Origin of the sequence: Propionispora hippei DSM 15287 (assembly GCF_900141835.1) — a bacterium.
Lineage (GTDB): Bacteria > Bacillota > Negativicutes > Propionisporales > Propionisporaceae > Propionispora > Propionispora hippei.
This window is the reverse complement of sequence record NZ_FQZD01000017.1, coordinates 21435-41830: the sequence shown is the minus strand read 5'-3', so window position 1 is coordinate 41830 and position 20396 is coordinate 21435. Positions and strand designations below refer to the sequence as shown.

The window sequence follows — 20396 nt, the reverse complement described above, 5'->3', positions numbered from 1 at the left end:
ATGATAGACCTGGGTACTTATAATACACAAAGGCCTTCCGCTTTACCGGAAGGCCCATTTCATTAAATTTACATGGCGCGCCTGGCACGATTCGAACGTGCGACCAACCGCTTAGAAGGCGGTTGCTCTATCCCCTGAGCTACAGGCGCATTGACAAAAATATGGAGCGGGTGAAGGGAATCGAACCCTCGTAGCTAGCTTGGAAGGCTAGTGCTCTACCATTGAGCTACACCCGCATAACATTTTAAATATGGTCGGAGCGGCAGGATTTGAACCTGCGACCCCCTGGTCCCAAGCCAGGTGCTCTACCAAACTGAGCCACGCCCCGTTAATCACAAAATATATTCTACTTCATTCTTAATATTTTGTCAATGTTTTTCTTTTCACCAGCATTGCTGAATGATCATTTTAAACAAAATCTCTCTTTTAAGCTTAATTATAATAACATACATACCTTACATTGTCAATATGCAAGGAGCAGCACCTCCCGTTAAGACAGAAGGTGCTGCTTATTCCTTAATTACTTATTTAACATGTTCAGCAAAGCTTGTTTGTTAGCATCACGGTTTAACTTGGCAATATATTCGGTCAGCTTAATATCTTTCGGGCAAGCCTGTACGCAGTTTTGGCTGTTGCCGCAGCTACTGATACCGCCTTTTTGCATCAATGCGTTAATACGGTCTTCCTTATTGTACTCGCCGGTAGGATGCAGGTTAAATAAATGAGCCTGCACCATCGGAGCCGGTCCAATGAAATCGGAACCGGAGTTTACATTCGGACAAGCGTGCATGCAGCAGCCGCAGGTCATGCAACGGGAAATCTCATAAGCTGTATCGGCAGTCTTAGGGTTTTGACGGGGAGCATCATTATGAATCTGCCAACTGCCGTCCACTTTTACCCAAGCCTGTACCTTTTTTAAGCTTTCAAACATGACCGAACGGTCAATCATAAGATCCCGGATAACGGGGAAGGTTCTTGCCGGAGCCAGTCTGATCGGCTGTTCCAGATGATCAATCAGAGCGGCACATGCTTGCTGTGCCTTACCGTTGATAACCATCATGCAGGCGCCGCATACCTTTTCGAGACAATTGCATTCCCAAACAACAGCCGTTGTCTTCTTGCCGTCCTTCGTTACAGGATTTTTCTGAATTTCCATCAGCGCCGCAACCACATTAAGTGCCGGGCGATAGTCTACTTCAAATTCTTCCGTGTAAGGCTGGGAAGTAGGACCATCTTGTCTTTCTATGATAAAATGTACTTTTTTCTTTGTTTCTGCCATGATTAATTTACCTCCCTCTTACTCTTTCTTAGCAACAGCATAGTTACGCGGACGCGGTTTCACCAAGGAATGATCAAAGTCGCCATAGCTGATCTTAGGTTCTTCGGTTGCCGGATCGAACTCCGCAACGGTTATTTTCATGAAACGTTCGTCGTTACGTTCAGGGAACTCCCGTTTAAAGTGAGCCCCGCGGCTTTCATCACGCATACGTGCTGCCTTAGTTACAACCAGAGCGTAAATAATCATATTGCGCAGTTGTCTTGCAAACATAGCCTCCTGGTTAGCCCAGGTTCTTCTGTCGGATAAGCCGATATTATTCCAACGCTGAAGAATTTTCTTTACTTCTTCGAAGCAATAATCCAGGTCTTTGTTTACCCGTTCAATGGTAACGTACTGGTTCATTAAATCGCCAAGTTCATGGTGAAGTTCATGAGCATTTTCCGTACCATCCATTTTGAGAATCGCATCATATTCATCCTGGCACTCTTTTGCTGCCCTCGCCAAATCTTCATCGGTTAGTTCCGAGCCTTTATTGCCTTCTTTGGCCCAGCGCATAGCTTCCGGACCGGAAACCGTGCCGGAATAAGCGGCGGAAAGCAGCGAGTTTGCTCCCAGACGGTTTGCACCGTGATATTGGTAGTCACATTCGCCGGAGGCCATAAGGCCAGGAATATTGGTATTGTGTTTGGTATCTACCCAGATGCCGCCCATGGAATAATGGACAGACGGATAAATCTGCATCGGAACTTTACGGGGGTCATCGCCCACGAATTCCGAATACATTTCCAAGATACCGCCCAATTTACGTTCCAGATATTCGGCCGGAATATGCGAAAGATCGAGATATACCTTATTCTCGCCATTAATACCCAGCTTCTGGTTTACGCACACATCATAAATAGCGCGGGATGCCACGTCACGGGGTACAAGATTGCCATAGGCAGGATACATTTCTTCCAGGAAGTACCAGGGTTTGCCATCCTTGTATACCCAAACCCGGCCGCCTTCACCACGGCAAGCTTCAGACATCAAACGGTTTTTGTCTGAACCAGGGATAGCGGTGGGATGAATTTGAATAAATTCGGGGTTGCCAATATGCGCGCCCTGCTGGTACACAGCAGATACGGCCGATCCGTTACAGATCGTCGAAGCGGTACAGCGGCCGAACACCATGCCGGGGCCGCCTGTTGCCAGGATAACCGTATCGGCACGGAACGCTTTGATTTCCATAGCGTTCATATCTTGCGCTACGATACCGCGGCAAACGCCTTCTTTATTTTTAATGACTTTGATAAATTCCCAGAATTCGTATTTAGTAACAGCACCTTTTACTTCCCAGGCCCGAACCTGCTCGTCCAGGGCATATAAGAGCTGCTGACCGGTCGTCGAACCGGAAAACAAAGTACGTTTGTTTTTCTGGCCGCCAAAATTACGAAGGTCAAGAATACCTTCGGCCGTACGGGTAAAGGGAACGCCCATGCGATCAAACATTTTGATCAGTTTAGGTGCGGCTTCACACATGCCCTTGATTGCCGTCTGATCGGCCAGGAAGTCACCGCCATAAACGGTATCATCAAAATGTTCATACGTACTATCATTTTCACCCTTTGTATCCATGCAGGCATTGATGCCGCCCTGGGCACAAAGCGAATGAGAGCGCTTTACCGGGCAATAGGAGAATAATTCAACTTCGCCGCCGGCTTCACAAATCTTCAAGGTAGCCATTAACCCAGACAAGCCACCACCAACAACAATAATTTTCTTTTTCACTTGGGTTCTCTCCTTATTATCATAAATATACAATAATTACCTACTGGTTAAACCGTATCTATTGATTTACCTGCCAATTATGCCACATAGGCGGCCAGAGCAACCAAACCAATAACCGACAGCAGAATACACAGTCCCCAAGCCGCTTTGTTCACAATGCTTTGCGCACGCGGTCCTACTGTAATGCCCCAGGTAATGCAGAACGTAAACAAACCGTTGGTAAAATGATAGATGGCAGCAACCAAACCAATTGCATATAAAACAAACACTACAGGATTGCTTAAATAATTGTGCATAAGTGCATAACCAATTTCGCCATGTCCCATCCCCTTGATGTAGACGCGTAGATAGCCTACATGCCAGATAATGAACGCAAAGGTATACCAGGCGCTCATTCTCTGCAGATAAAACTGCCAGTTGCGGCCATAACCGTATTTTGCCACATTATTCTGAGCCTGCAAGGCTATATAAGCGCCGTAAATGCCATGGAACAAAAGCGGAATGGCAATAAACAGAATTTCCATGGTCAAGAGAACCGGGTGGGGAATGCTCGCTAAATGGGCAACGGTTTCATCAAAAACATGGGGTCCCGCCAAAACTGTAGAAATCGAAAATATATGTTCCAGCAAAAAAACGCCGATAGGTGCAACCCCACAAATGGAGTGCAGACGCCGAATGTAAAAATCTGTATTACTCATGTTTCAACCTCCTGTAATATTGCGTATAGGCCAAACCTATACCTGAAAAATTCACCGTTTCTTTCTACAGTCTGCGATAGGGTTTCTGACCTTCTTCATAGTAACTGTTGCCTTCCGAGTCAATTACCACAATAGCCGGAAAATCTTCAACCGTCAAAGCAGCCACTGCCTCAGGGCCCAGATCAGGGTATGCCAGCACTTCATATTTTTTAATGGATTTAGCAATTAACGCTGCCGCGCCGCCAACAGCCGCAAAATAAGTAACACCATGTTTTTTCATGGCATCCACCACAGCCGCCGAACGCGAACCCTTGCCAATCATGCCTTTAATCCCTTGCGCCAGCATGGTCGGCGTATACGCATCCATACGGCCCGAGGTAGTCGGTCCTGCCGAACCGATCGGATCACCCGGTTTAGCCGGAGTAGGTCCCAGATAATATACAATTTGATTATTCCAGTCCACCGGCAATTTTTCACCGCGGGCCAGGGCTTCCGTCATCGTTTTATGCGCTGCATCGCGGGCACTGAAGATCGTTCCCGTAATCAGTACACTGTCGCCTGCTTTCAGTTTGCGGGACTGCTCTTCCGTCAACGGGGTAGTAATACGAATTTTTTCTTTCATCTTACAGCACCTCCTCTACAGTTCAATCTCAGCATGCCGTGTAGCATGACAGCTAATATTTACAGAAACGGGCAGACCGGCAATATGAGTCGGATACCACTCAATATTAACAGCCAGCGCGGTGGTCGTTCCGCCAAGCTGCGGTCCAATACCGATTTTATTAATTGATTCAAGCAGCTCTTCTTCCAGTTTAGCGTATTCCGGATGCTCGTTGCGTTTGCTGATGGAACGGACCAAAGCCTTTTTCGACAGCAATGCCGCCTTTTCCATCGTTCCGCCGATTCCTACACCGACGACAATCGGTGGACACGGATTTTCTCCGGCGTGGATAATGGTGTCTAAAACCACCTTTTTCACGCCTTCCACACCATCGGCCGGTACAAGCATTTTTAAAGCACTTTTGTTTTCACTGCCAAAGCCTTTCGGCGCCAGTTTAATTTTTACCTTGTCACCGGGAACAATGGACGTGTGAAGTACTGCAGGTGTATTATTCGTAGTATTTTTGCGATTAAAGAGCGGTTCCGCCACAACGGATTTACGAAGATACCCCTCGGTGTACCCTTTGGCTACACCAGCATTCACCGCGTCCTCCAAACAGCCGCCGGTAAAGTGGACATCCTGTCCAATTTCCATAAAAATGACCGTCATGCCAGTATCTTGGCAGATCGGCCTGTCCTCATTTTTGGCAATGTCGGCATTCTTAATAATTTGACCGATAATGTCTTTTCCCAGCGGAGATTCTTCGGTTTGCTGTCCCTTTACCAGTGCGCTGTAAACATCTTCCGGCAGATAATAGCAAGCCTCCATACACATCTTGGCTATTGCCTGCGTAATTTGGTCAACCTCGAGCGTGCGCATCCAATACCCCCCGTTATTTTTTATTTGTACGTTAACTTGGTCTATCGGCTTATCCTATCCTATTAGATGGATTTTCTGCAAGTTCATATTTTCACTCACATAGGTAACCTACCGTTAACCAGTACAATCTACGCTTTAGTATACCATAGATAAATTGGTTTGCCAATTATCTACATAAAACAGTAAACAATTTATTGTTCTGTTCTGAACAAAAAAAACAAGCAAACTCTTGGCAATATTATCGGATTTTTTAGGACTGTCTATTCGTAAAGCTATCGGACTCCCGCAGTTCTTTCCTAGGGCGTGTCTGAGAGCTAACGGAATGTTCCGTGGCGAGTAATTTTTGCGCCAGACAAGGCAACATTTTGAAGGAATAGTGGGCCCTATTGCAAAAAATGTTAACGAAGTATGGTGTAAAAATTACCGTCAGGGGGCGTTTCGGATGGTTTTCAGGCATGCCCTAATAAAAGATAAAAAAGTAGTGCCGAGAATCTCGTTCTCAACACTACTCTCTGTTTTAAAACTCCAGCGTTGCAAAATAATCTTCAATTGTTTCGGCGCGGCGGATCAACTTCACGCTGCGGTCCGGCCGCAGCAGTAACTCAGCGGAGCGAAGCTTTCCATTATAATTGAAACCCATAGCGTGCCCATGGGCACCGGCATCGTGAATCACCACGACATCGCCGATATCAATCATCGGCAGCTTGCGGTTAATGGCAAACTTATCATTATTTTCGCAAAGTGAGCCGGTTACATCGTAGATATACCCTTTCGGCCAGTCTTCCTTACCGACTACCGAAATATGATGATAGGCCCCATAAAGTCCGGGACGCATCAGGTTGGCCATGCAGGCATCAAGTCCGACATAATTTTTGTAGATTTCCTTTTTATGCAAAACGGTGGATACCAGATAACCATAAGGACCGGTAACCATACGGCCGCATTCCATCGCCAGTTTTAAAGGATGCAGTCCGTTAGCCACGATCTTTTCCTCATACGCCTGCTTGATACCCTGGCCCAGACGTTCAAGATCGACTGCTTCCTGCTCCGGCCGGTACGGAATACCGATACCGCCGCCGAAATTGACAAACTCTATGCGGATACCCAATGACCGGTTAACTTCCAATACTAAATCGAACATCATATGAGCGGTTTCAATAAAGAAATTATGATCAAGTTCATTGGAAGCAACCATGGTATGAAGGCCAAAGCGTTTTACCCCTTTTTCCTTCACAATGGCCAGGGCCGACAGTAGTTGCTTTCTGGTCAGTCCGTATTTGGATTCCTCCGGATTGCCGATGATAGCATTGCCGCCTTCCCGGAGCGGGCCCGGATTATAGCGGAAGCAAAGCACCTCCGGGATGCCGGCATGTCTTTCCAGATAATCGATATGACTGATATCGTCCAGATTGATCACGGCACCCATTTCACGGGCTTTCTTAAATTCAATGGCCGGCGTATCATTGGAGGTCAGGATAATCTCCTCGCCCTGCAGCCCGGCTCTTTCTGCCAGCAAAAGTTCCGCCAGCGAACTGCAGTCGGCCCCAACACCTTCTTCCCGCAAAACTTCCATAATGGAAGGATTGGGAGTCGCTTTTACGGCAAAATACTCCTTAAATTCAGGCGCCCAGGCAAAGGCATTCAATAAAGCGCGCACATTGTCCCGGATAGCCTGTTCATCATAAATATGAAAAGGCGTTTTATATTCCTCAATAATCCTGTGAATTTCATCTTTAGAAAATGGTAGTTTCTTTTCCGCCATGTTAAAACCTCCTCAATATAGTTGGACAAGAAGCCGCCATAAAACACAAAAAGCGACTTGCGTACAATCTCACAAATCGCTGAAATGGTAAAGGAAGTTTTACCCACGTGCAAGATAGTAGCGCTCCCCTTGATATCCATCAAGCGACAGTCCGGTATTTCTTAAACACAAGACCAGCGGCAATCCCTGGCAAAGACTGCAGCTTCGGCGGCTATCCCTTTCCCTGGCTTCACAGTTCGCCAGACTCCGTCAGGTACTATTGATAGACCGCACCTCTACCACAAAATAATATAAACTTGTAACTTATCATACAGGATATGCCTATATCCTGTCAATATATATTCTTATCTGATATCAATGATCTGAGCCGCAACCTTACCCTGATCAATCACTAGCAGGGCGCAAGTCGGTACGTTGCCCCGCGGAAAGCCGGCGCTTCCCGGGTTTAAAACCAGCAAGTCGCCTTCCCAGGTAATATCGGGGATATGGCTGTGCCCGTAAATAACAATATCGACCGCAAGATCATTGGCCTTTTCAATCAGCTCCCGGGTGCCGTATTTTACTTCATAACGATGACCGTGAGTCAGCCAAATGCTTTTTCCTTCCACGGTTAAAAATTCATCTAACTTGGCGGTAGCATGATAACCGTCGCAATTTCCCGCCGCCGCCACCACCGGCACCGTTGTTAAGCCTTCAAAAAAGCGGATGTCCTGACTGTTATCGCCGGCATGAAGCCATAAATCCATATCCGGCAACGCTTTTACCGCTTGGTTAACCATAATGCCCCGGCCATGGGTATCGCTGATGACGCCGATCTTTTTCATGACATATATCCCGCCATCTTATCCACCATATGCCGTACAGCCATGCCGCGGTGACTGATTTTATTTTTTTCTTCCAAGGAAATTTCAGCCATGCTTTTGTTTAAAGCCGGGATAAAAAACAAGGGATCATAGCCAAAGCCGCCCGTTCCCCGCGGCGCCTGAAGAAGTACTCCCTCACAATAGCCTTCGGTCGTCAAAAGCGTGCCATCGGTATCCAAAAAAGCCAGTACACAGCAAAACCGCGCCTGACGGTCAGTTATCCGCTGCATAGCGGCCAGCAGCTTTTCGTTATTTTGGGTATCTGAAGCCTGTTCTCCGGCATACCGGGCGGAAAGCACCCCCGGTGCTCCGTTTAAAGCAACCACTGCCAGCCCCGAATCGTCGGCCAGGCAGGCCTTTTTCGTATATTCCTGATAATGCCGCGCTTTTAGCACCGCATTCTCGGCAAACGTGCTGCCTTTTTCCACTGCCTCCGGAATACGGTCAAAGTCGGCCAGGGAAAGTACGGTAACCGGCAAATGAGCCAAGGCTTTCTTAAACTCGGCGACCTTCCCTTTATTATAGCTGGCAATCACTATCTCTTTCACGGTTCACGCCCTACCTTCCAGGCCAGCGGCCCCAGAATGTCCTTTTGGTAATCAATCAATGCATGGATGCCTTTTTCACCGTAATTCAGCATTTCATTCAACTGCTGGCGGCTGAAATCGCTTTTTTCTCCCGTTCCCTGCACCTCGACAAAGGTACCGCTGCCGGTCATTACCAGATTCATATCCACGGCGGCATGAGAATCCTCTTCATAGCAAAGATCCAGGGCTGTTTCGCTGCCAATGACGCCTACGCTGATTGCCGCCAGGAAGTCCCTGACCGGAAAAGCCTTGTCTTGCTTATAGATGGTATTTACCGCATCAACCATGGCGATAAACGCACCGGTAATGGCCGCTGTCCGGGTGCCGCCGTCAGCCTGCAGAACATCGCAGTCCAGCCAAATCGTTCGTTCTCCCAATGCCTTTAAGTCTACCACGCTGCGCATGGCCCGGCCGATTAACCGTTGAATTTCATGGGTACGGCCGGTAATCTTTCCTTTGGCCGCCTCACGGATATTACGGGTCTGCGTGGAACGGGGCAGCAGGGAATACTCCGCCGTAATCCAGCCCTCACCGGTTCCCTTCATAAATGGAGGCACTTTTTCCTCCACTGTCGCCGCACAGATTACCTTCGTATTGCCGATTTCAATCAGCACCGAACCTTCCGCATATTTTAAATAATTGCGCGTAATTTTCACCACACGCATTTCATCCATACTTCGTCCGTCAATCCGTTTCAAATTCGTCACCGCCATCATAATTTTTCTACTTCCCAGTGCTGCTTATCCTGTAGCAAATAGTACCGGTATTCTCCCCGCTTTTTCGCCGCCAGCACCGCATCCTTGGCGGCACGGCGGCAAGCCGGGCAGGCATCCTTCGTTATTGCGGCGGCAAAAGCCGACCGGTCCCGTTCCTGCCAGCCTTCTACCGCTGTCCCCAAAGTAAAATAGCCTGAACAGTCGGGGCAAAGCCGTACTTTTTCCGTCTGCCTCTCGCTAATGCCGCTTTCGTCATAATAGATGCTGCGGCTGCGGTGCCAAAACTCCCCAGCCTCCTTACATAATTGCCGGGAAAGCTCCTCCCGGCGCGGCCAAACCTTCAGCCAGTGTTCCGTCAATTTTCGAACGTACGCCTGTCGTTGCGAATCGCTGGTCTGCCGCTTATTAGTCAAGGGATCCGGTTCAACTACCTTATGATAATTCAATTCCGCCATAGCCAGAATGATTCCTGCATTGACGTACGGCAGCGCATCCTCAATGGAATAGCCGCCTTCCAATACGGCCATATCAGCCTTAAGCTTGTCGGCCAGACGGGCATAGCCCTGCGCCGTAACAGCCATGTTGGCCAGTGGGTCACTGTAATGATTATCTTGCCCGGCCGAGTTAATAATCATGTCCGGCTTAAAATCATTCAAGATTGGCAGCACCACCTGATCCAGCACATAGTGGATATCCTCGTCGGTGGCTCCCGGCGGCAGCGGCAGGTTGATTGTTGTGCCAAACGCCGCCGGACTGCCGGCTTCCTCGACAAAGCCGGTCCCCGGATATAAAGTGCGTCCGTCCTGATGAAATGAGATGAATAGCGTATCCGGGTCATGGTAGAAAATATCCTGCGTTCCGTCACCATGATGAACATCGGTATCCACAATAGCAACCCGTCGTATGCCATACCGCCGGCGCACATATTCTACCATGACAGCTTCCGTATTAATGGTGCAAAAACCCCGGATACCATGTACCACCCGCATGGCATGATGTCCCGGCGGCCGGACCAGCGCAAAGGACCGTTTCACCTCCTGCCGCATGACCGCATCGGCTGCCGTCATCACGCCGCCGGCAGCGACTAAATGAGCATCAGTCAGCAGCGACTTAAGGTCGGGTACTCCGATATGAACCATTTCGATATCTTTCAAGTCTGCCATGCGCGGCTTATATTCCACAATACCGGGCAAGTCTAAAAGTCCCTCCTCCAGTATCTGGTCCCGCGTATATAAGAGCCGTTCTTCCCGTTCCGGATGGCTTGGACTGATCGCCCAGTCAAAGGCCGGAAAAAAAACTAACCCAAGCTTATTTTTACCCATTTCCCTTACCTCCGGTCGCTTATGCCGTCAATCGTACTTAAAACTCCCGGTTTAATTTGCATACGCAACGTAATCAGTTTGCCTGCCGTATGGAAGCCTCTGACCATGTTGAATTCTTCCGCATAGACAGCTTCACTGTCAGCCAGGTCAACTCCTGCCTGCGCGGCCCGTTCGGCCAGACTTTTTTCAGCCAGTCGCCGGGCCTCGCTCATACCGAACGGTTTGACAGTCAGTGAGCCACGCTCGCCCATTTCCGCCACCGTATAATAGCCTTGCTCCGTATCGGCCCGGAAAGTAATATCCAGCGTCGGTCGGGCTACAGCAGCACCAATGGCATTGGCCACCTGCGCCCCGTCGGGTATGCGACATTCCAGTCCCAGCGAATCGGCAACCAGCGGTACCAGACCGCCGGCGGCGCCACCGACACCGATCAATAAGCGGGGCGTGAACAATTCGCCATGTACAATATCTGCTACCCGATATACCGGTTCGGCAGCCTGCTCGGCAAGCATCCGCTCAATAGCCTGGCAGATACACCCAGCCGTCGCTGCCAGCACTTCTTCCGCCGCTGCAGCGGGCGTCTGACCGGCAGCTGCTACCTGTTGCATAGCGGCTTGGGCCTGACCGGCATCCCCTAGCTGCACTTTTTGAGCCACAACCAGAGCATCACTGACGGTAGGCGCCGGTCCGCCCAAAGCCATGGGCGCCCCTTGACGCATTGGTCCAATTTTCAATTCGCCATTTTCCCGGCGAACCAGACTGTCACCGCCAATTCCCACCGAACTCAGCCGAAAACCGCGCACGGCCGTGGGATAGCCGGCAACAGCCGCTCCCCGGGAGGCAAATAAGGGCCTTCCTTCCTGCCATAAGGCAATATCGGTCGTCGTACCGCCAATATCCAGCGATACCGCCGGTACTTCCGGCGCCGCCAAAGCCATGATCCCCAGCACACTGGCCGCCGGGCCGGTAAAGATAGACTCAACCGGCAATTCTTTTGCCGCCGCCAAAGGCAATGTTCCCCCGTCGGCTTTCAGGATATAAACAGGCGCCGTAATCTCCCGCTGCAGCAAGGCGGTTTCCACCGCCTGGGCAAACGCTTGAAATACCCGCCACACCGCCGCATTATAATAAGCGGAATTGGTCCGCCGCAAAAAATTCAGCGTTCCGGCCATTCCGGCTCCCAGACTTATATGGCGGGGATGATTGGCTTTCCTAAGCGTACCGGCTGCCAGCATTTCCTGCTCGGGATTACGCACGGCGAATTTGCCGGACACGGCCAATACCTTATAGGACGCCAGCTTTTGCGCTGCCTTAACCAGCTCGCTTTCGGCCAGAGCTAACCGTTTCCGGCCGCGGTGGTCGGTATAACCGGTTAAGATAACCGGCTCTTGCGGCACATACCCGGCAATATCCAACCCCGGACCGGGAATTAGGACAAGCCCCACCCGATCAGTTTTATTTTCGATCAAAGCATTGGTCACAATGGTGGTCGAAAGGGAAATCCGCTCGATCGCCCGGCGATCCACACCCTCCAGCACCTGATCCAGCACCGCAAGAATGCCGGACAGTAAATTCCCATGAGTTGTCGGTACTTTGGTCTGCACAAGCACTTGTCTGTCCTTCACAATAACCGCATCGGTAAACGTACCGCCTACATCAATTCCCACCAGCATATTACCGCCTCTTTTCCTGAGCATGGCAGACGCAGCCGATAGCCCCGTTAAGCTGGGGGAACGCCGGAACAACCACAGGCACGCCCAGTTCCCGCTCGAGCATCTTCCGAATGCCGCTGCCCTGAGCCACACCGCCGGTAAATACGAGCGTGCCGCCAACCAAGGCCCTTAACATCGGTTTTATCCGTCTGACAATGGAATAATTGACGCCTGCTGCCAGTTGCGCCGTGCTATGACCTTCCACAATACGGCCAATCAATTCGGACTCGCCAAAAATCGCGCAGGTTGTGTTCAGCTCTACCGGGTCAGCCTCATACCGGCTTAGTTCGGCAACATCTATGCCCAGCACGGCAGCCATGTTTTCCAAGTAACGGCCGGTACTGGCCGCGCATTTGTCATTTGTTTCAAAGTCAATCATTTTACCTTTTTTCACCTTAATCACCTTGCTGTCCTGACCGCCCAGATCAAGCAGGGTAAAATCAGTCAGACCCGTCTGGTATACCGCCCCCAGGGCATGGGCCTTCAGTTCAGGTATCACGGTGGCCCCGGCAATTTGTATGGTATTGCGCCCATAGCCGGTGGCTACCACAGCCTCCACCCGTTCAAACCCTAAAGCGGCAAAATCAATCACCAGCCCCGCTTCCTTACGGGTACCGTATTCACGATAAAATTGAACGGTTTCAAACACGTGCTTATCCTGAAGGCCGGCTTCGTCAGCCAGGACGAGCTTGACGCTGCGGCTGCCTAAATCAATCCCGCACAGCATAATCACTCACCTCAACATTTCCAGAAAGCTGTCGATGCGCAGTTTGGTCCGGGCATCCAGTTTACCCGGTTTATCACCTTCGATCGTCAACACCGGTATATCGAGCTTTTCACGGAAAATCATATCTTCAATCTGACGGTAGCAAAAACTCTGCACATAATGCAAAATGCCGTCAATATTGCGGCGCTCCAGTTCCGCCCGGATATCACGAATCCGGCCGAATACGCCGTATGGATAGGTGTAAAGCCGGTATTGTTCCACAATGTCCTGTGCTTCAAAAGGCATGGAAAACTGGCGCTGCACTTCGTTAAAAACCACTCTCGCCCCTTGCTGCTCAATATACCCGTATAGATCGGTAAAAATCGGCGGCACACCGATATAGGCCAGCCGGACATCCTCCGTTCTTTCCGCCGCCTGCCTTGCCTCCTTAAGAAAACAGTCCACATCGGCTTCAAATTCATCGGGGTTGCCGTTGAAATCACTGCAGGAAACCTGATATAAATGATTATAAAAGCCGCTCACTACATTATCCTGCCAGGTTAGCTCATCCAGCTTCGCCACCTTTTTCCGTATAACATCAAGCCGTTTTTTCACCCGATCGACCGCAGCCCAGTCGGTGCCCAGACGGGTTATCAATTTATCCATCTGCAGTTTTAGCAAATCATAGTCCCGGTCAAAGGGATAGGCAAAGGGAATGGTCTCTATTCCGGCCAGTTCATAGGTCTCCATTAAGGCATGAGTATTGCTGCAGTCACCCTGGGTAACGGCAATAACCTGTTCAAAATCCCCCTCCAGCACGACCGAATATAAACCCTTGATCCAGCCGCACAAATTGCGGGGATAACCGGCCTCTTCCGCCGCCTCCACCAGCCGAACGGCTCGCTGATTGGTAATAAAGATATTATTCAAATCCACCGGAATATATCCGGCCGCCAAAATGATTTCAACGGGAACGGTAGTCGTAATCGCAATATTTGCCATGCCCTAACTCTCCTAGTTGCAAATTCCCCGCCGGGAGATAAGAAAGAGGATAGTCTAGTCTATCCTCTTTTTCCGGTCTTTCATACCATAGGCCCGGCACGCCGGGCTGTTAAAGCTGCTTTGCCGAAAAACGCCATGGCGCTGTCTATTTACGCTTCACCACTGCCGGCAGCTTCCAGCAACGCATAGTTTTTAACAATAACAATCGGTGTACGCTGTGACGCGTTGCCAAAAGGATTATCAATTAAAATTCTGGCCAATTTCTTAGGGTCCAATCCGCTGGACACACCTAATACAGCAGCCCGTTTCAAATCGTTTACATCGGCTACTGCCGCGCCGTAACAACCCAGGCGCGTTTTGATTTCCTCCGCCACGTTCTGCGGATTCTTCGGTCCATAGACCAAATGCTTGTCAAACGGCGGCATAGTCCCTGTCACATCATCAATCAGCGCCGCCTGTTCGCCGGCCATTTCATAAAAAACACCGTTTTTACCGACCAGTTTAGCCAGCACGCCCATGATCATAGCGAATAACACGCGCCATTTTCCTTCGGCGTCCATCGCCGCCTGCATGCCGTAGACGCTGGACAAACTGCCCTTTTGCGGTACAAACCGGTTTAATATTTTCGCCAAAAAGCAAACTTTCATTTCCTCCGGACGCACCAGCCGTCCCTGCGTAATAGCAACTACGCTTTCCGCTACTGAAACGATATCATGGGGTCCGATGTTCTGTTTTGCATATTCCTCAATGGCATCTACAATATTATCCTTATGTGTCAACAACCGGGTACGAACCGGTATCAATTCAAGTTCAGCCATGTGTGTCTGCCTCCTAATATCTAGGCTTGCGCCTTTTGTCCCGCTTCATAGGCCTGCCGCAACTCGGCGGCGTCAATATAAAGCCGCGATCCTTTGGCAAGATACCATTCACTGCGGGCCACTACCTGGTACACAATATCCAGCGACATGTCCACCATGTCCGGCAGCGTCCTGGCAATATCCTTATTCTTTGCAGTCAGGATCAGTGTCACATCCACAGCCTGGCCCGTACCAAACGGTACAATAAGCGCTTCCCAGTATGCATCGGTACGCGGCGCCGTTTCAAGCGCCAGACGGGAAACAACTTCCACTCCGTCATACTGCTCATAGGGCAGCAGATGCCGCGTATAAGCATCCATGATGGTTCCATCCTGCGTTCCCTTGTTGATAAAAGGAACTCGGCAGGTAAACGCCGCCATCACTTCATTAGCTTCGGTCAATGTAAACTTCGTACGCTGATCTACCAAAAATTCAAATTCGGCATCACCCTGACGGGCAATATACAGCCAAACCGCTAAAATCAGCACTATTGCCAACACTACAATCACATTTAAGAAATCCACAACCTGGCCCCCATTTTCTATTTGTTTTGGCTATACCCGGCAATAATTCGCCTGGTTCGCCATGATCTGCTATTGATCTACGCCTTTTTATACCAAGAGTTTCTATGTATTCTTACCAAATTCCTGCAAATTAACTAGGGTGTGCCTTCAAAATAACGGAATGATTTATGGCGAGGGATTTTTGCGCCAGACGAGTTATACCCTAAAGGGCACACGAAATTTTGCAGGAATAGCGGCCCCTATTTCAAAAGATTTTAATGAAGTCTGGCCCAAAAAGCACCGCTAGGAATCGTTTCGGATAATTTGAAGACACGCCCTAACCTAATTAAGGAATTATCAGCCAACAACCAATGCAGCCCGACCGGCTCCACTGCGAGATATACTGCTATACTTACAAGCTCTCTGTCTTATTTTGCGCCGCCTGCAATAACTCATAATACCGGCCGGACAGTCGCACTATTTTTCCATTAGTATCGGTAAATACATTCTGCGTATACCCTTCAGCCAGCAATATTCCGTCCCGCTCCCGTATAACCCGGTAAGTAAACTCCATCTTCGCCTTAGAAAGCACTTTGGGAATTGTCTCAATCAATATATAATCATCAAACCTGGCAGAGGCGCGGTACTGGCAGTTCACCTCGGTAATCGGAAACACAATCCCGTCAGCCATTAAATCCAGCAATAAAATCCCGGCTTGACGTAAAAACTCAACCCGTCCCATCTCAAACCAGCGAAAATAATTGGCATGATGAACCACTCCCATCATGTCCGTCTCAACAAACCGAACTTTCTCTCTAACTGTCACCATGATCGCCATCAGCCCTTTCCATGTACCATTCTCCTTCCCGCGTAAGGCATTCACTGGGAAACTCCAGCAAGGACTGCCTTCAGCAAGACCACCATCCCGTTTGTACGCAAAACAAGTCTGCCTCTTTCGGAACATGCAAAAAAAAGCACGCCCTGCATGCGTGAACAATCTTTCCTTATTGTACTGCCCTTTGCGTTGTTTGTCAAAAAACACCTTCTTCGATCGGCCGGTGCCAAACAACTCCTGTCAAGTTTCCGTTACCGGCTTAACATGCCCGGAGAACCGCCTGTCAGAAGGAGGCTAAACCGTTCTCTACATAAAAAAGAGCCCGAAGGCTCTCTGTATCTTACCGGATGCTGCTCCAGGCACTACGAAACAGATGAAGAAAAGACTGGGGGGATGCTTCTTTCACAGGACTCTGACAATTAGATACGGTCACTACCAGCCCACATCTGGAACACCGGGTGAAACACCTTTTATCTGCCAAGCCAACAGGTGTAATATCCACTGTCTCATACTTATTACCGCCGCACCGACATCTGCTTTTGCCCAAATTCTCCAGCCCCCTTATATTCTTTTACATAATAGTACCATAGTCCCGGCAACCAGTGCAAAAGTCCTATTTCCTTTAAAATATCAAAAAGTATCCAATTAGAGAAAATATACAATATCATATGTAAATTTTATCTAAATAAATCATTTTTCACCAAATAACGCCATAATCCTTGCTAAAATTCATCATTTTTATTTTTATAACCGGTTTGTTCCAATAAAAAAGCCGGGGTTGCGCCAATCCCCGGCCATCTAACATAAGTGTATCACTGATATGATTAAAAACGAATAGGTTTTCCAACCAAATAGAAATTCCGGACTGTTTCCTGCGGCAAAATAACGGAACACCGTAAGATAGCTGCTATTGGTGGTTTTTATTGTTTTCGTCGATTATGCTTTTATATATCACATTATTTTTTAAATCGTTTTGAATATACGTGTCAAAGAAGGCCATTCTGGCTGCCGTTAGAAAAACCACCAGCAAAAATACCGCCACAGTGATCCAAAGCATGTTCCATAGCTTCTTTAAAAATTCCACAAACATTCCCCCTTGCCTTTGCTGCTTGTCCTAGTCAGAAGGCTGTTTCATCTTTTTTACATTTTTTTTTACATTTTTTATACATTTTTCTTTACCAAATTGGTATAATGATATCGCTGCAATCCCTCCACAAATTTGTGGAGAAAAGGTCAATCGTTTTCCACCGGTTGGCCTTCTTTTTTATCTAAGGGCATTATACCATAGTTTGCGTTTGGGGGAAGAGCTTTATTTAACTAAGCTTTTTACACTGATTAATAAACAGGAATATGATTACGGAACATATCTGCAATGATATTTTCCATATGATACATCCCTATAGGCTGATTGATAATATGCTTTACTGCAAAAATTGCCCCTTGACCAAAGGCAGCCCGTGATACACTCTCGTGGGATAAACGGATGGTCTGATTAGGCATACCAAAAACAATCTGATGATTGCCGACAATTCCGCCAACCCGAATAGAATGTACATGTCGCGCGGCGTCTAAATTCAGTGCTTCGGCTATTTTTTTCGCCGTACCGGAAACTTCCTTTTTTTCACCAAAGTGTTCCTCGACAATTTCAATATCTGCATGAGGAGCAATCTTCTGCAATACCTGAGCCGCCACCAACAGTACATTAATTCCCAGTGTAATATTAGGAGAATACAGCACTGCCGTGGATTTAGCGTATTCCCGCAACTGCTTCAGTTCCGCTTCGCCATATTTTGAGATAGCCGATACAATAGGAATTTTAAGTTCAGCTGCCGTCCGATATTCATAAACTCCGGCCGCACTGGAGAAATCAACAATAGCATCTACCTTTCTTTCCAGAAAGAAAGTGTCTGTAATATCCGTCATGGAGTATATATCGCCTGCCTCAAATTCATAGCCCAGCAAACGACTGGCATATTTATGATGACTTTCATAACCTTTACGAACAACCCATTCAAGCAAAAATGAATCGTTCCGCAAGAATTCATTAGCTATAATTTTGCCTGTCTTTCCAAAGCCAAATAACCCAATACGAATCTTTTCCATACACCACACTTCCTTTCTTAAAAAGTCATTACATGTTGACGATAGATGAAAAAAATGAAGCCTTTATTAAAGACTCCATCTTAACTAATACGACTAATCAACTGTCCCTGGTTTTATATAATTATCAAAATTAGATTCATCAACTAACAACCTTATTCAAAAAAAAAGTTGTTAGTTGATTTATTTTACCTTATTTTCAGCAAAAATGCAAGTCATAACCTGTCAAAAAGGGCCCTCCCAGCAGGTTCTGCCGAGAGGGTCCTTTCATCCCAAAACAGGCTTGGGGATGTCTGACGGCCTCGCCTTTACCTGTTATTAGTGAAACGAATAAACCAGTTTTTCAAACTTTTTAAAGAAAGGGGTAAGCTTATTTAGCATGACGGCTACCCCGCCAGGTACATCCGACTCAATATTCAATGCCAATACCGGCTCATGCAACGACAGCCGCAATAAGAACCAGCCCTGTCCGGCTGGGGTGCTGTCGGCGATCCTGACTCCTTCATAATTATTGGGCACCAGACTCCAGCCCTCCATCGTTTTCGCATACTCCTCAATAGTCTGAATAACCTCCGTACCATATTCTTTAAAAGCGTCTACCGTAATACCAAGCCGGAAATCAACACTTTCGCTGGGAACTTTCAGATCCTTAATCAAGCTCTGGATTTCCAGCCCCTGCTCGCGCAAAGTTGCCATGGTAATCAGTATTTTAGCGATAAGATAGGCTCCGTCATCGAGGAAATAATTTTCTTTTAAAGCGGCATGGCCGGAAGTTTCAATGGCTAGATGACTTTCTTTGCCTTCCTGATTTAAGCGCTTCGCCTCATTGATCACATTCTTGTAGCCCCGTTTAAAACGGTGATGCACTCCGCCTAGTTGCCCAATAAACTCTCCCAGCCCGGTGGAGGTTATTGAGTCTGTTACAATATAGGATTGAGGATGTTCTTTCAGCACGATAGCGGCCAGTAAGGCAATCAAGGCGTTACGGTTGATTTCGGCGCCGTCGGAGCTGACTACGGCCGCCCGGTCCACATCGGTGTCAAAAATGATGCCCAAATCGGCCTTATTCCTTAATACAGCCGTTTTAATGGCTTCCATGGCCGCCGGATTCTCCGGATTAGGCGCATGATTGGGGAAATGACCGTCAGGCTCCAAAAACTGACTGCCTGTCGTATCAGCCCCTAAGGGCTGCAATACTTTGCCGGCAAAGAAACCGCCGGCCCCGTTTCCGGCATCTACAACAATTTTGCAGCCTTGTAACGGTCTTTCGTAATTGACTTTGGAATTAACGCCCTGACGGATCGTATCGACCAATACCTTCGCATAAGAATCAATCAGGTTGGCCGCCTGCACCGTGCCCTTACCGCTTCCGGTCCCTGTGCTCCCCTGGGCGGCAAGCTCCAGCAGAGCCTGAATATCTTCCTTTTCACAGCCTCCCGCTTTGGTAAATAGCTTCAGTCCGTTATAGTAAAAAGGCAAATGGCTGGCAGTAACCATGATGGCTCCGTCACAGCTATATTCATCCAATACGGTAGTCATAAACATTCCCGGCGTCGTCCCTAATTGGCAGTCATACACCTGGCAACCTTCCCCGGTAAGCCCTTCAATCAGTGCAGCTTTTAAAGCCGGCCCTGACAAGCGCGAATCCATACCAATCGCCACTTTACAATCGCCAGTATTCTTTTTCGTCTTAGCCGACAACCAGGTAATAAAGCCGTAGGCAATAGCCCTGACCTTATCCTCCGTAAGATTTACCGCTTTGCCTTCAGCCGAAATGGCAATCCCCCGTATATCTGTCCCGTTTTGAAGCTTTTTCCACATTTCGTCCATCAGTCTACCTACCTATCTGAGTATTTTTTTGCGTTTCTGCAGATTATTTCTCGGGAAATATCCACTTCTATAGTATCATACTTTTCGTATCCGCTGCATTATCTAATGGGAATTTTTATCCAGCAACTCTCGACAAAAGCCTTGCGAGAAAAGTATTAAAATGACAAAAGTTATGCTTTTCTTAAGCTAAAGGCAAGAGAACCTACAATACCTGCAGTATCGGCGTCTATTAAATACCCGGGCGGCATGAAATCAGCATCGCCAGCCGGAATACTCTAGCTTTCATACAGTGCGGACAGGCATACAAGCATAAAGAGGCCCTGAAAAGGTCTTCTTTCTTTTCCTCCTATCATTTTTATGGGACTCTTTTTTAA

At 48.2% G+C, this 20396-nt stretch carries 19 protein-coding genes, 3 tRNA genes and 1 riboswitch; all 22 genes read right to left on the bottom strand.

The genetic code is table 11. The features are described 5' to 3' along the window. Positions 1-73: 73 nt before the first annotated feature. Positions 74-149: transfer RNA gene (locus F3H20_RS11270), tRNA-Arg, on the bottom strand. A 13-nt stretch (positions 150-162) separates the two neighbouring features. Next, positions 163-236: transfer RNA gene (locus F3H20_RS11265), tRNA-Gly, on the bottom strand. Between the two features lie 15 nt (positions 237-251). Next, positions 252-328, bottom strand: a tRNA-Pro gene (locus F3H20_RS11260). Between the two features lie 192 nt (positions 329-520). Next, complete coding sequence (gene sdhB, locus F3H20_RS11255) at positions 521-1279, bottom strand: succinate dehydrogenase iron-sulfur subunit (protein ID WP_149735022.1); 759 nt, start codon at positions 1277-1279, stop codon at positions 521-523. An 18-nt stretch (positions 1280-1297) separates the two neighbouring features. Further along, positions 1298-3049 (bottom strand): succinate dehydrogenase flavoprotein subunit, encoded by a 1752-nt coding sequence (gene sdhA, locus F3H20_RS11250; RefSeq protein ID WP_091743899.1) that lies wholly within the window; start codon positions 3047-3049, stop codon positions 1298-1300. A 77-nt stretch (positions 3050-3126) separates the two neighbouring features. Next, the gene (locus F3H20_RS11245) at positions 3127-3747 is read right to left on the bottom strand and encodes a succinate dehydrogenase (protein WP_091743900.1); all 621 of its coding nucleotides are present in this window, start codon (positions 3745-3747) and stop codon (positions 3127-3129) included. Between the two features lie 64 nt (positions 3748-3811). Then, on the bottom strand, positions 3812-4369 hold the full coding sequence (locus tag F3H20_RS11240) for a Fe-S-containing hydro-lyase (protein ID WP_091743901.1): 558 nt from the start codon (positions 4367-4369) through the stop codon (positions 3812-3814). Positions 4370-4384: 15 nt separating this feature from the next. Next, positions 4385-5227 (bottom strand): fumarate hydratase, encoded by an 843-nt coding sequence (locus F3H20_RS11235; RefSeq protein WP_091743902.1) that lies wholly within the window; start codon positions 5225-5227, stop codon positions 4385-4387. A gap of 517 nt (positions 5228-5744) precedes the next feature. Next, on the bottom strand, positions 5745-6989 hold the full coding sequence (locus F3H20_RS11230) for a diaminopimelate decarboxylase family protein (protein ID WP_091743903.1): 1245 nt from the start codon (positions 6987-6989) through the stop codon (positions 5745-5747). A gap of 110 nt (positions 6990-7099) precedes the next feature. After that, positions 7100-7275: riboswitch (Lysine riboswitch) on the bottom strand. Between the two features lie 58 nt (positions 7276-7333). Next, positions 7334-7813, bottom strand: coding sequence for a metallophosphoesterase (locus tag F3H20_RS11225; protein WP_149735021.1), 480 nt, complete (start codon positions 7811-7813; stop codon positions 7334-7336). Then, a complete protein-coding gene (locus F3H20_RS11220) occupies positions 7810-8400 on the bottom strand; it encodes an XTP/dITP diphosphatase (RefSeq protein ID WP_149735020.1) in 591 nt (196 codons plus the stop codon). The genes F3H20_RS11225 and F3H20_RS11220 overlap by 4 nt, the downstream gene beginning before the upstream one ends. Next, on the bottom strand, positions 8397-9137 hold the full coding sequence (rph, locus tag F3H20_RS11215) for a ribonuclease PH (RefSeq protein ID WP_091743982.1): 741 nt from the start codon (positions 9135-9137) through the stop codon (positions 8397-8399). Before rph ends, F3H20_RS11220 begins: the two co-directional genes overlap by 4 nt. Positions 9138-9151: 14 nt before the next feature. Continuing rightward, a complete protein-coding gene (locus F3H20_RS11210; RefSeq protein WP_149735019.1) occupies positions 9152-10477 on the bottom strand; it encodes a histone deacetylase family protein in 1326 nt (441 codons plus the stop codon). A 5-nt stretch (positions 10478-10482) separates the two neighbouring features. Next, on the bottom strand, positions 10483-12150 hold the full coding sequence (locus tag F3H20_RS11205) for a hydantoinase/oxoprolinase family protein (protein ID WP_149735018.1): 1668 nt from the start codon (positions 12148-12150) through the stop codon (positions 10483-10485). 1 nt (position 12151) lies between these two features. Further along, positions 12152-12916: an acyl-CoA dehydratase activase gene (locus F3H20_RS11200; protein ID WP_149735017.1), complete on the bottom strand. Its 765-nt coding sequence runs from the start codon at positions 12914-12916 to the stop codon at positions 12152-12154. A gap of 6 nt (positions 12917-12922) precedes the next feature. Next, complete coding sequence (locus tag F3H20_RS11195; RefSeq protein WP_149735016.1) at positions 12923-13897, bottom strand: 2-hydroxyacyl-CoA dehydratase family protein; 975 nt, start codon at positions 13895-13897, stop codon at positions 12923-12925. 149 nt (positions 13898-14046) lie between these two features. Continuing rightward, on the bottom strand, positions 14047-14715 hold the full coding sequence (locus F3H20_RS11190) for a coenzyme F420-0:L-glutamate ligase (RefSeq protein ID WP_149735015.1): 669 nt from the start codon (positions 14713-14715) through the stop codon (positions 14047-14049). Positions 14716-14735: 20 nt separating this feature from the next. Continuing rightward, positions 14736-15278, bottom strand: a complete 543-nt coding sequence (locus F3H20_RS11185; protein WP_091743911.1) for a hypothetical protein — start codon at positions 15276-15278, stop codon at positions 14736-14738. 391 nt (positions 15279-15669) lie between these two features. Continuing rightward, positions 15670-16086, bottom strand: coding sequence for an acyl-CoA thioesterase (locus F3H20_RS11180; RefSeq protein WP_149735046.1), 417 nt, complete (start codon positions 16084-16086; stop codon positions 15670-15672). A gap of 913 nt (positions 16087-16999) precedes the next feature. After that, positions 17000-17176, bottom strand: coding sequence for a hypothetical protein (locus tag F3H20_RS19920; RefSeq protein ID WP_188128295.1), 177 nt, complete (start codon positions 17174-17176; stop codon positions 17000-17002). A gap of 251 nt (positions 17177-17427) precedes the next feature. Further along, positions 17428-18195, bottom strand: coding sequence for a 4-hydroxy-tetrahydrodipicolinate reductase (locus tag F3H20_RS11175; protein WP_149735014.1), 768 nt, complete (start codon positions 18193-18195; stop codon positions 17428-17430). Between the two features lie 315 nt (positions 18196-18510). Continuing rightward, positions 18511-20022, bottom strand: a complete 1512-nt coding sequence (locus F3H20_RS11170; RefSeq protein ID WP_149735013.1) for a phosphohexomutase domain-containing protein — start codon at positions 20020-20022, stop codon at positions 18511-18513. Positions 20023-20396: the final 374 nt, after the last annotated feature.

Excerpts from the sequence above, each read along its gene's own strand:
- sdhB (WP_149735022.1), bottom strand. The coding sequence starts at position 1,279 with ATGGCAGAAACAAAGAAAAAAGTACATTTTATCATAGAAAGACAAGAT.
- F3H20_RS11245 (WP_091743900.1), bottom strand. The coding sequence starts at position 3,747 with ATGAGTAATACAGATTTTTACATTCGGCGTCTGCACTCCATTTGTGGG.
- F3H20_RS11240 (WP_091743901.1), bottom strand. The coding sequence starts at position 4,369 with ATGAAAGAAAAAATTCGTATTACTACCCCGTTGACGGAAGAGCAGTCC.
- F3H20_RS11235 (WP_091743902.1), bottom strand. The coding sequence starts at position 5,227 with ATGCGCACGCTCGAGGTTGACCAAATTACGCAGGCAATAGCCAAGATG.
- F3H20_RS11230 (WP_091743903.1), bottom strand. The coding sequence starts at position 6,989 with ATGGCGGAAAAGAAACTACCATTTTCTAAAGATGAAATTCACAGGATT.
- F3H20_RS11225 (WP_149735021.1), bottom strand. The coding sequence starts at position 7,813 with ATGAAAAAGATCGGCGTCATCAGCGATACCCATGGCCGGGGCATTATG.
- F3H20_RS11210 (WP_149735019.1), bottom strand. The coding sequence starts at position 10,477 with ATGGGTAAAAATAAGCTTGGGTTAGTTTTTTTTCCGGCCTTTGACTGG.
- F3H20_RS11205 (WP_149735018.1), bottom strand. The coding sequence starts at position 12,150 with ATGCTGGTGGGAATTGATGTAGGCGGTACGTTTACCGATGCGGTTATT.
- F3H20_RS11200 (WP_149735017.1), bottom strand. The coding sequence starts at position 12,916 with ATGCTGTGCGGGATTGATTTAGGCAGCCGCAGCGTCAAGCTCGTCCTG.
- F3H20_RS11195 (WP_149735016.1), bottom strand. The coding sequence starts at position 13,897 with ATGGCAAATATTGCGATTACGACTACCGTTCCCGTTGAAATCATTTTG.
- F3H20_RS11190 (WP_149735015.1), bottom strand. The coding sequence starts at position 14,715 with ATGGCTGAACTTGAATTGATACCGGTTCGTACCCGGTTGTTGACACAT.
- F3H20_RS11180 (WP_149735046.1), bottom strand. The coding sequence starts at position 16,086 with ATGGTGACAGTTAGAGAGAAAGTTCGGTTTGTTGAGACGGACATGATG.
- F3H20_RS11175 (WP_149735014.1), bottom strand. The coding sequence starts at position 18,195 with ATGGAAAAGATTCGTATTGGGTTATTTGGCTTTGGAAAGACAGGCAAA.
- F3H20_RS11170 (WP_149735013.1), bottom strand. The coding sequence starts at position 20,022 with ATGGACGAAATGTGGAAAAAGCTTCAAAACGGGACAGATATACGGGGG.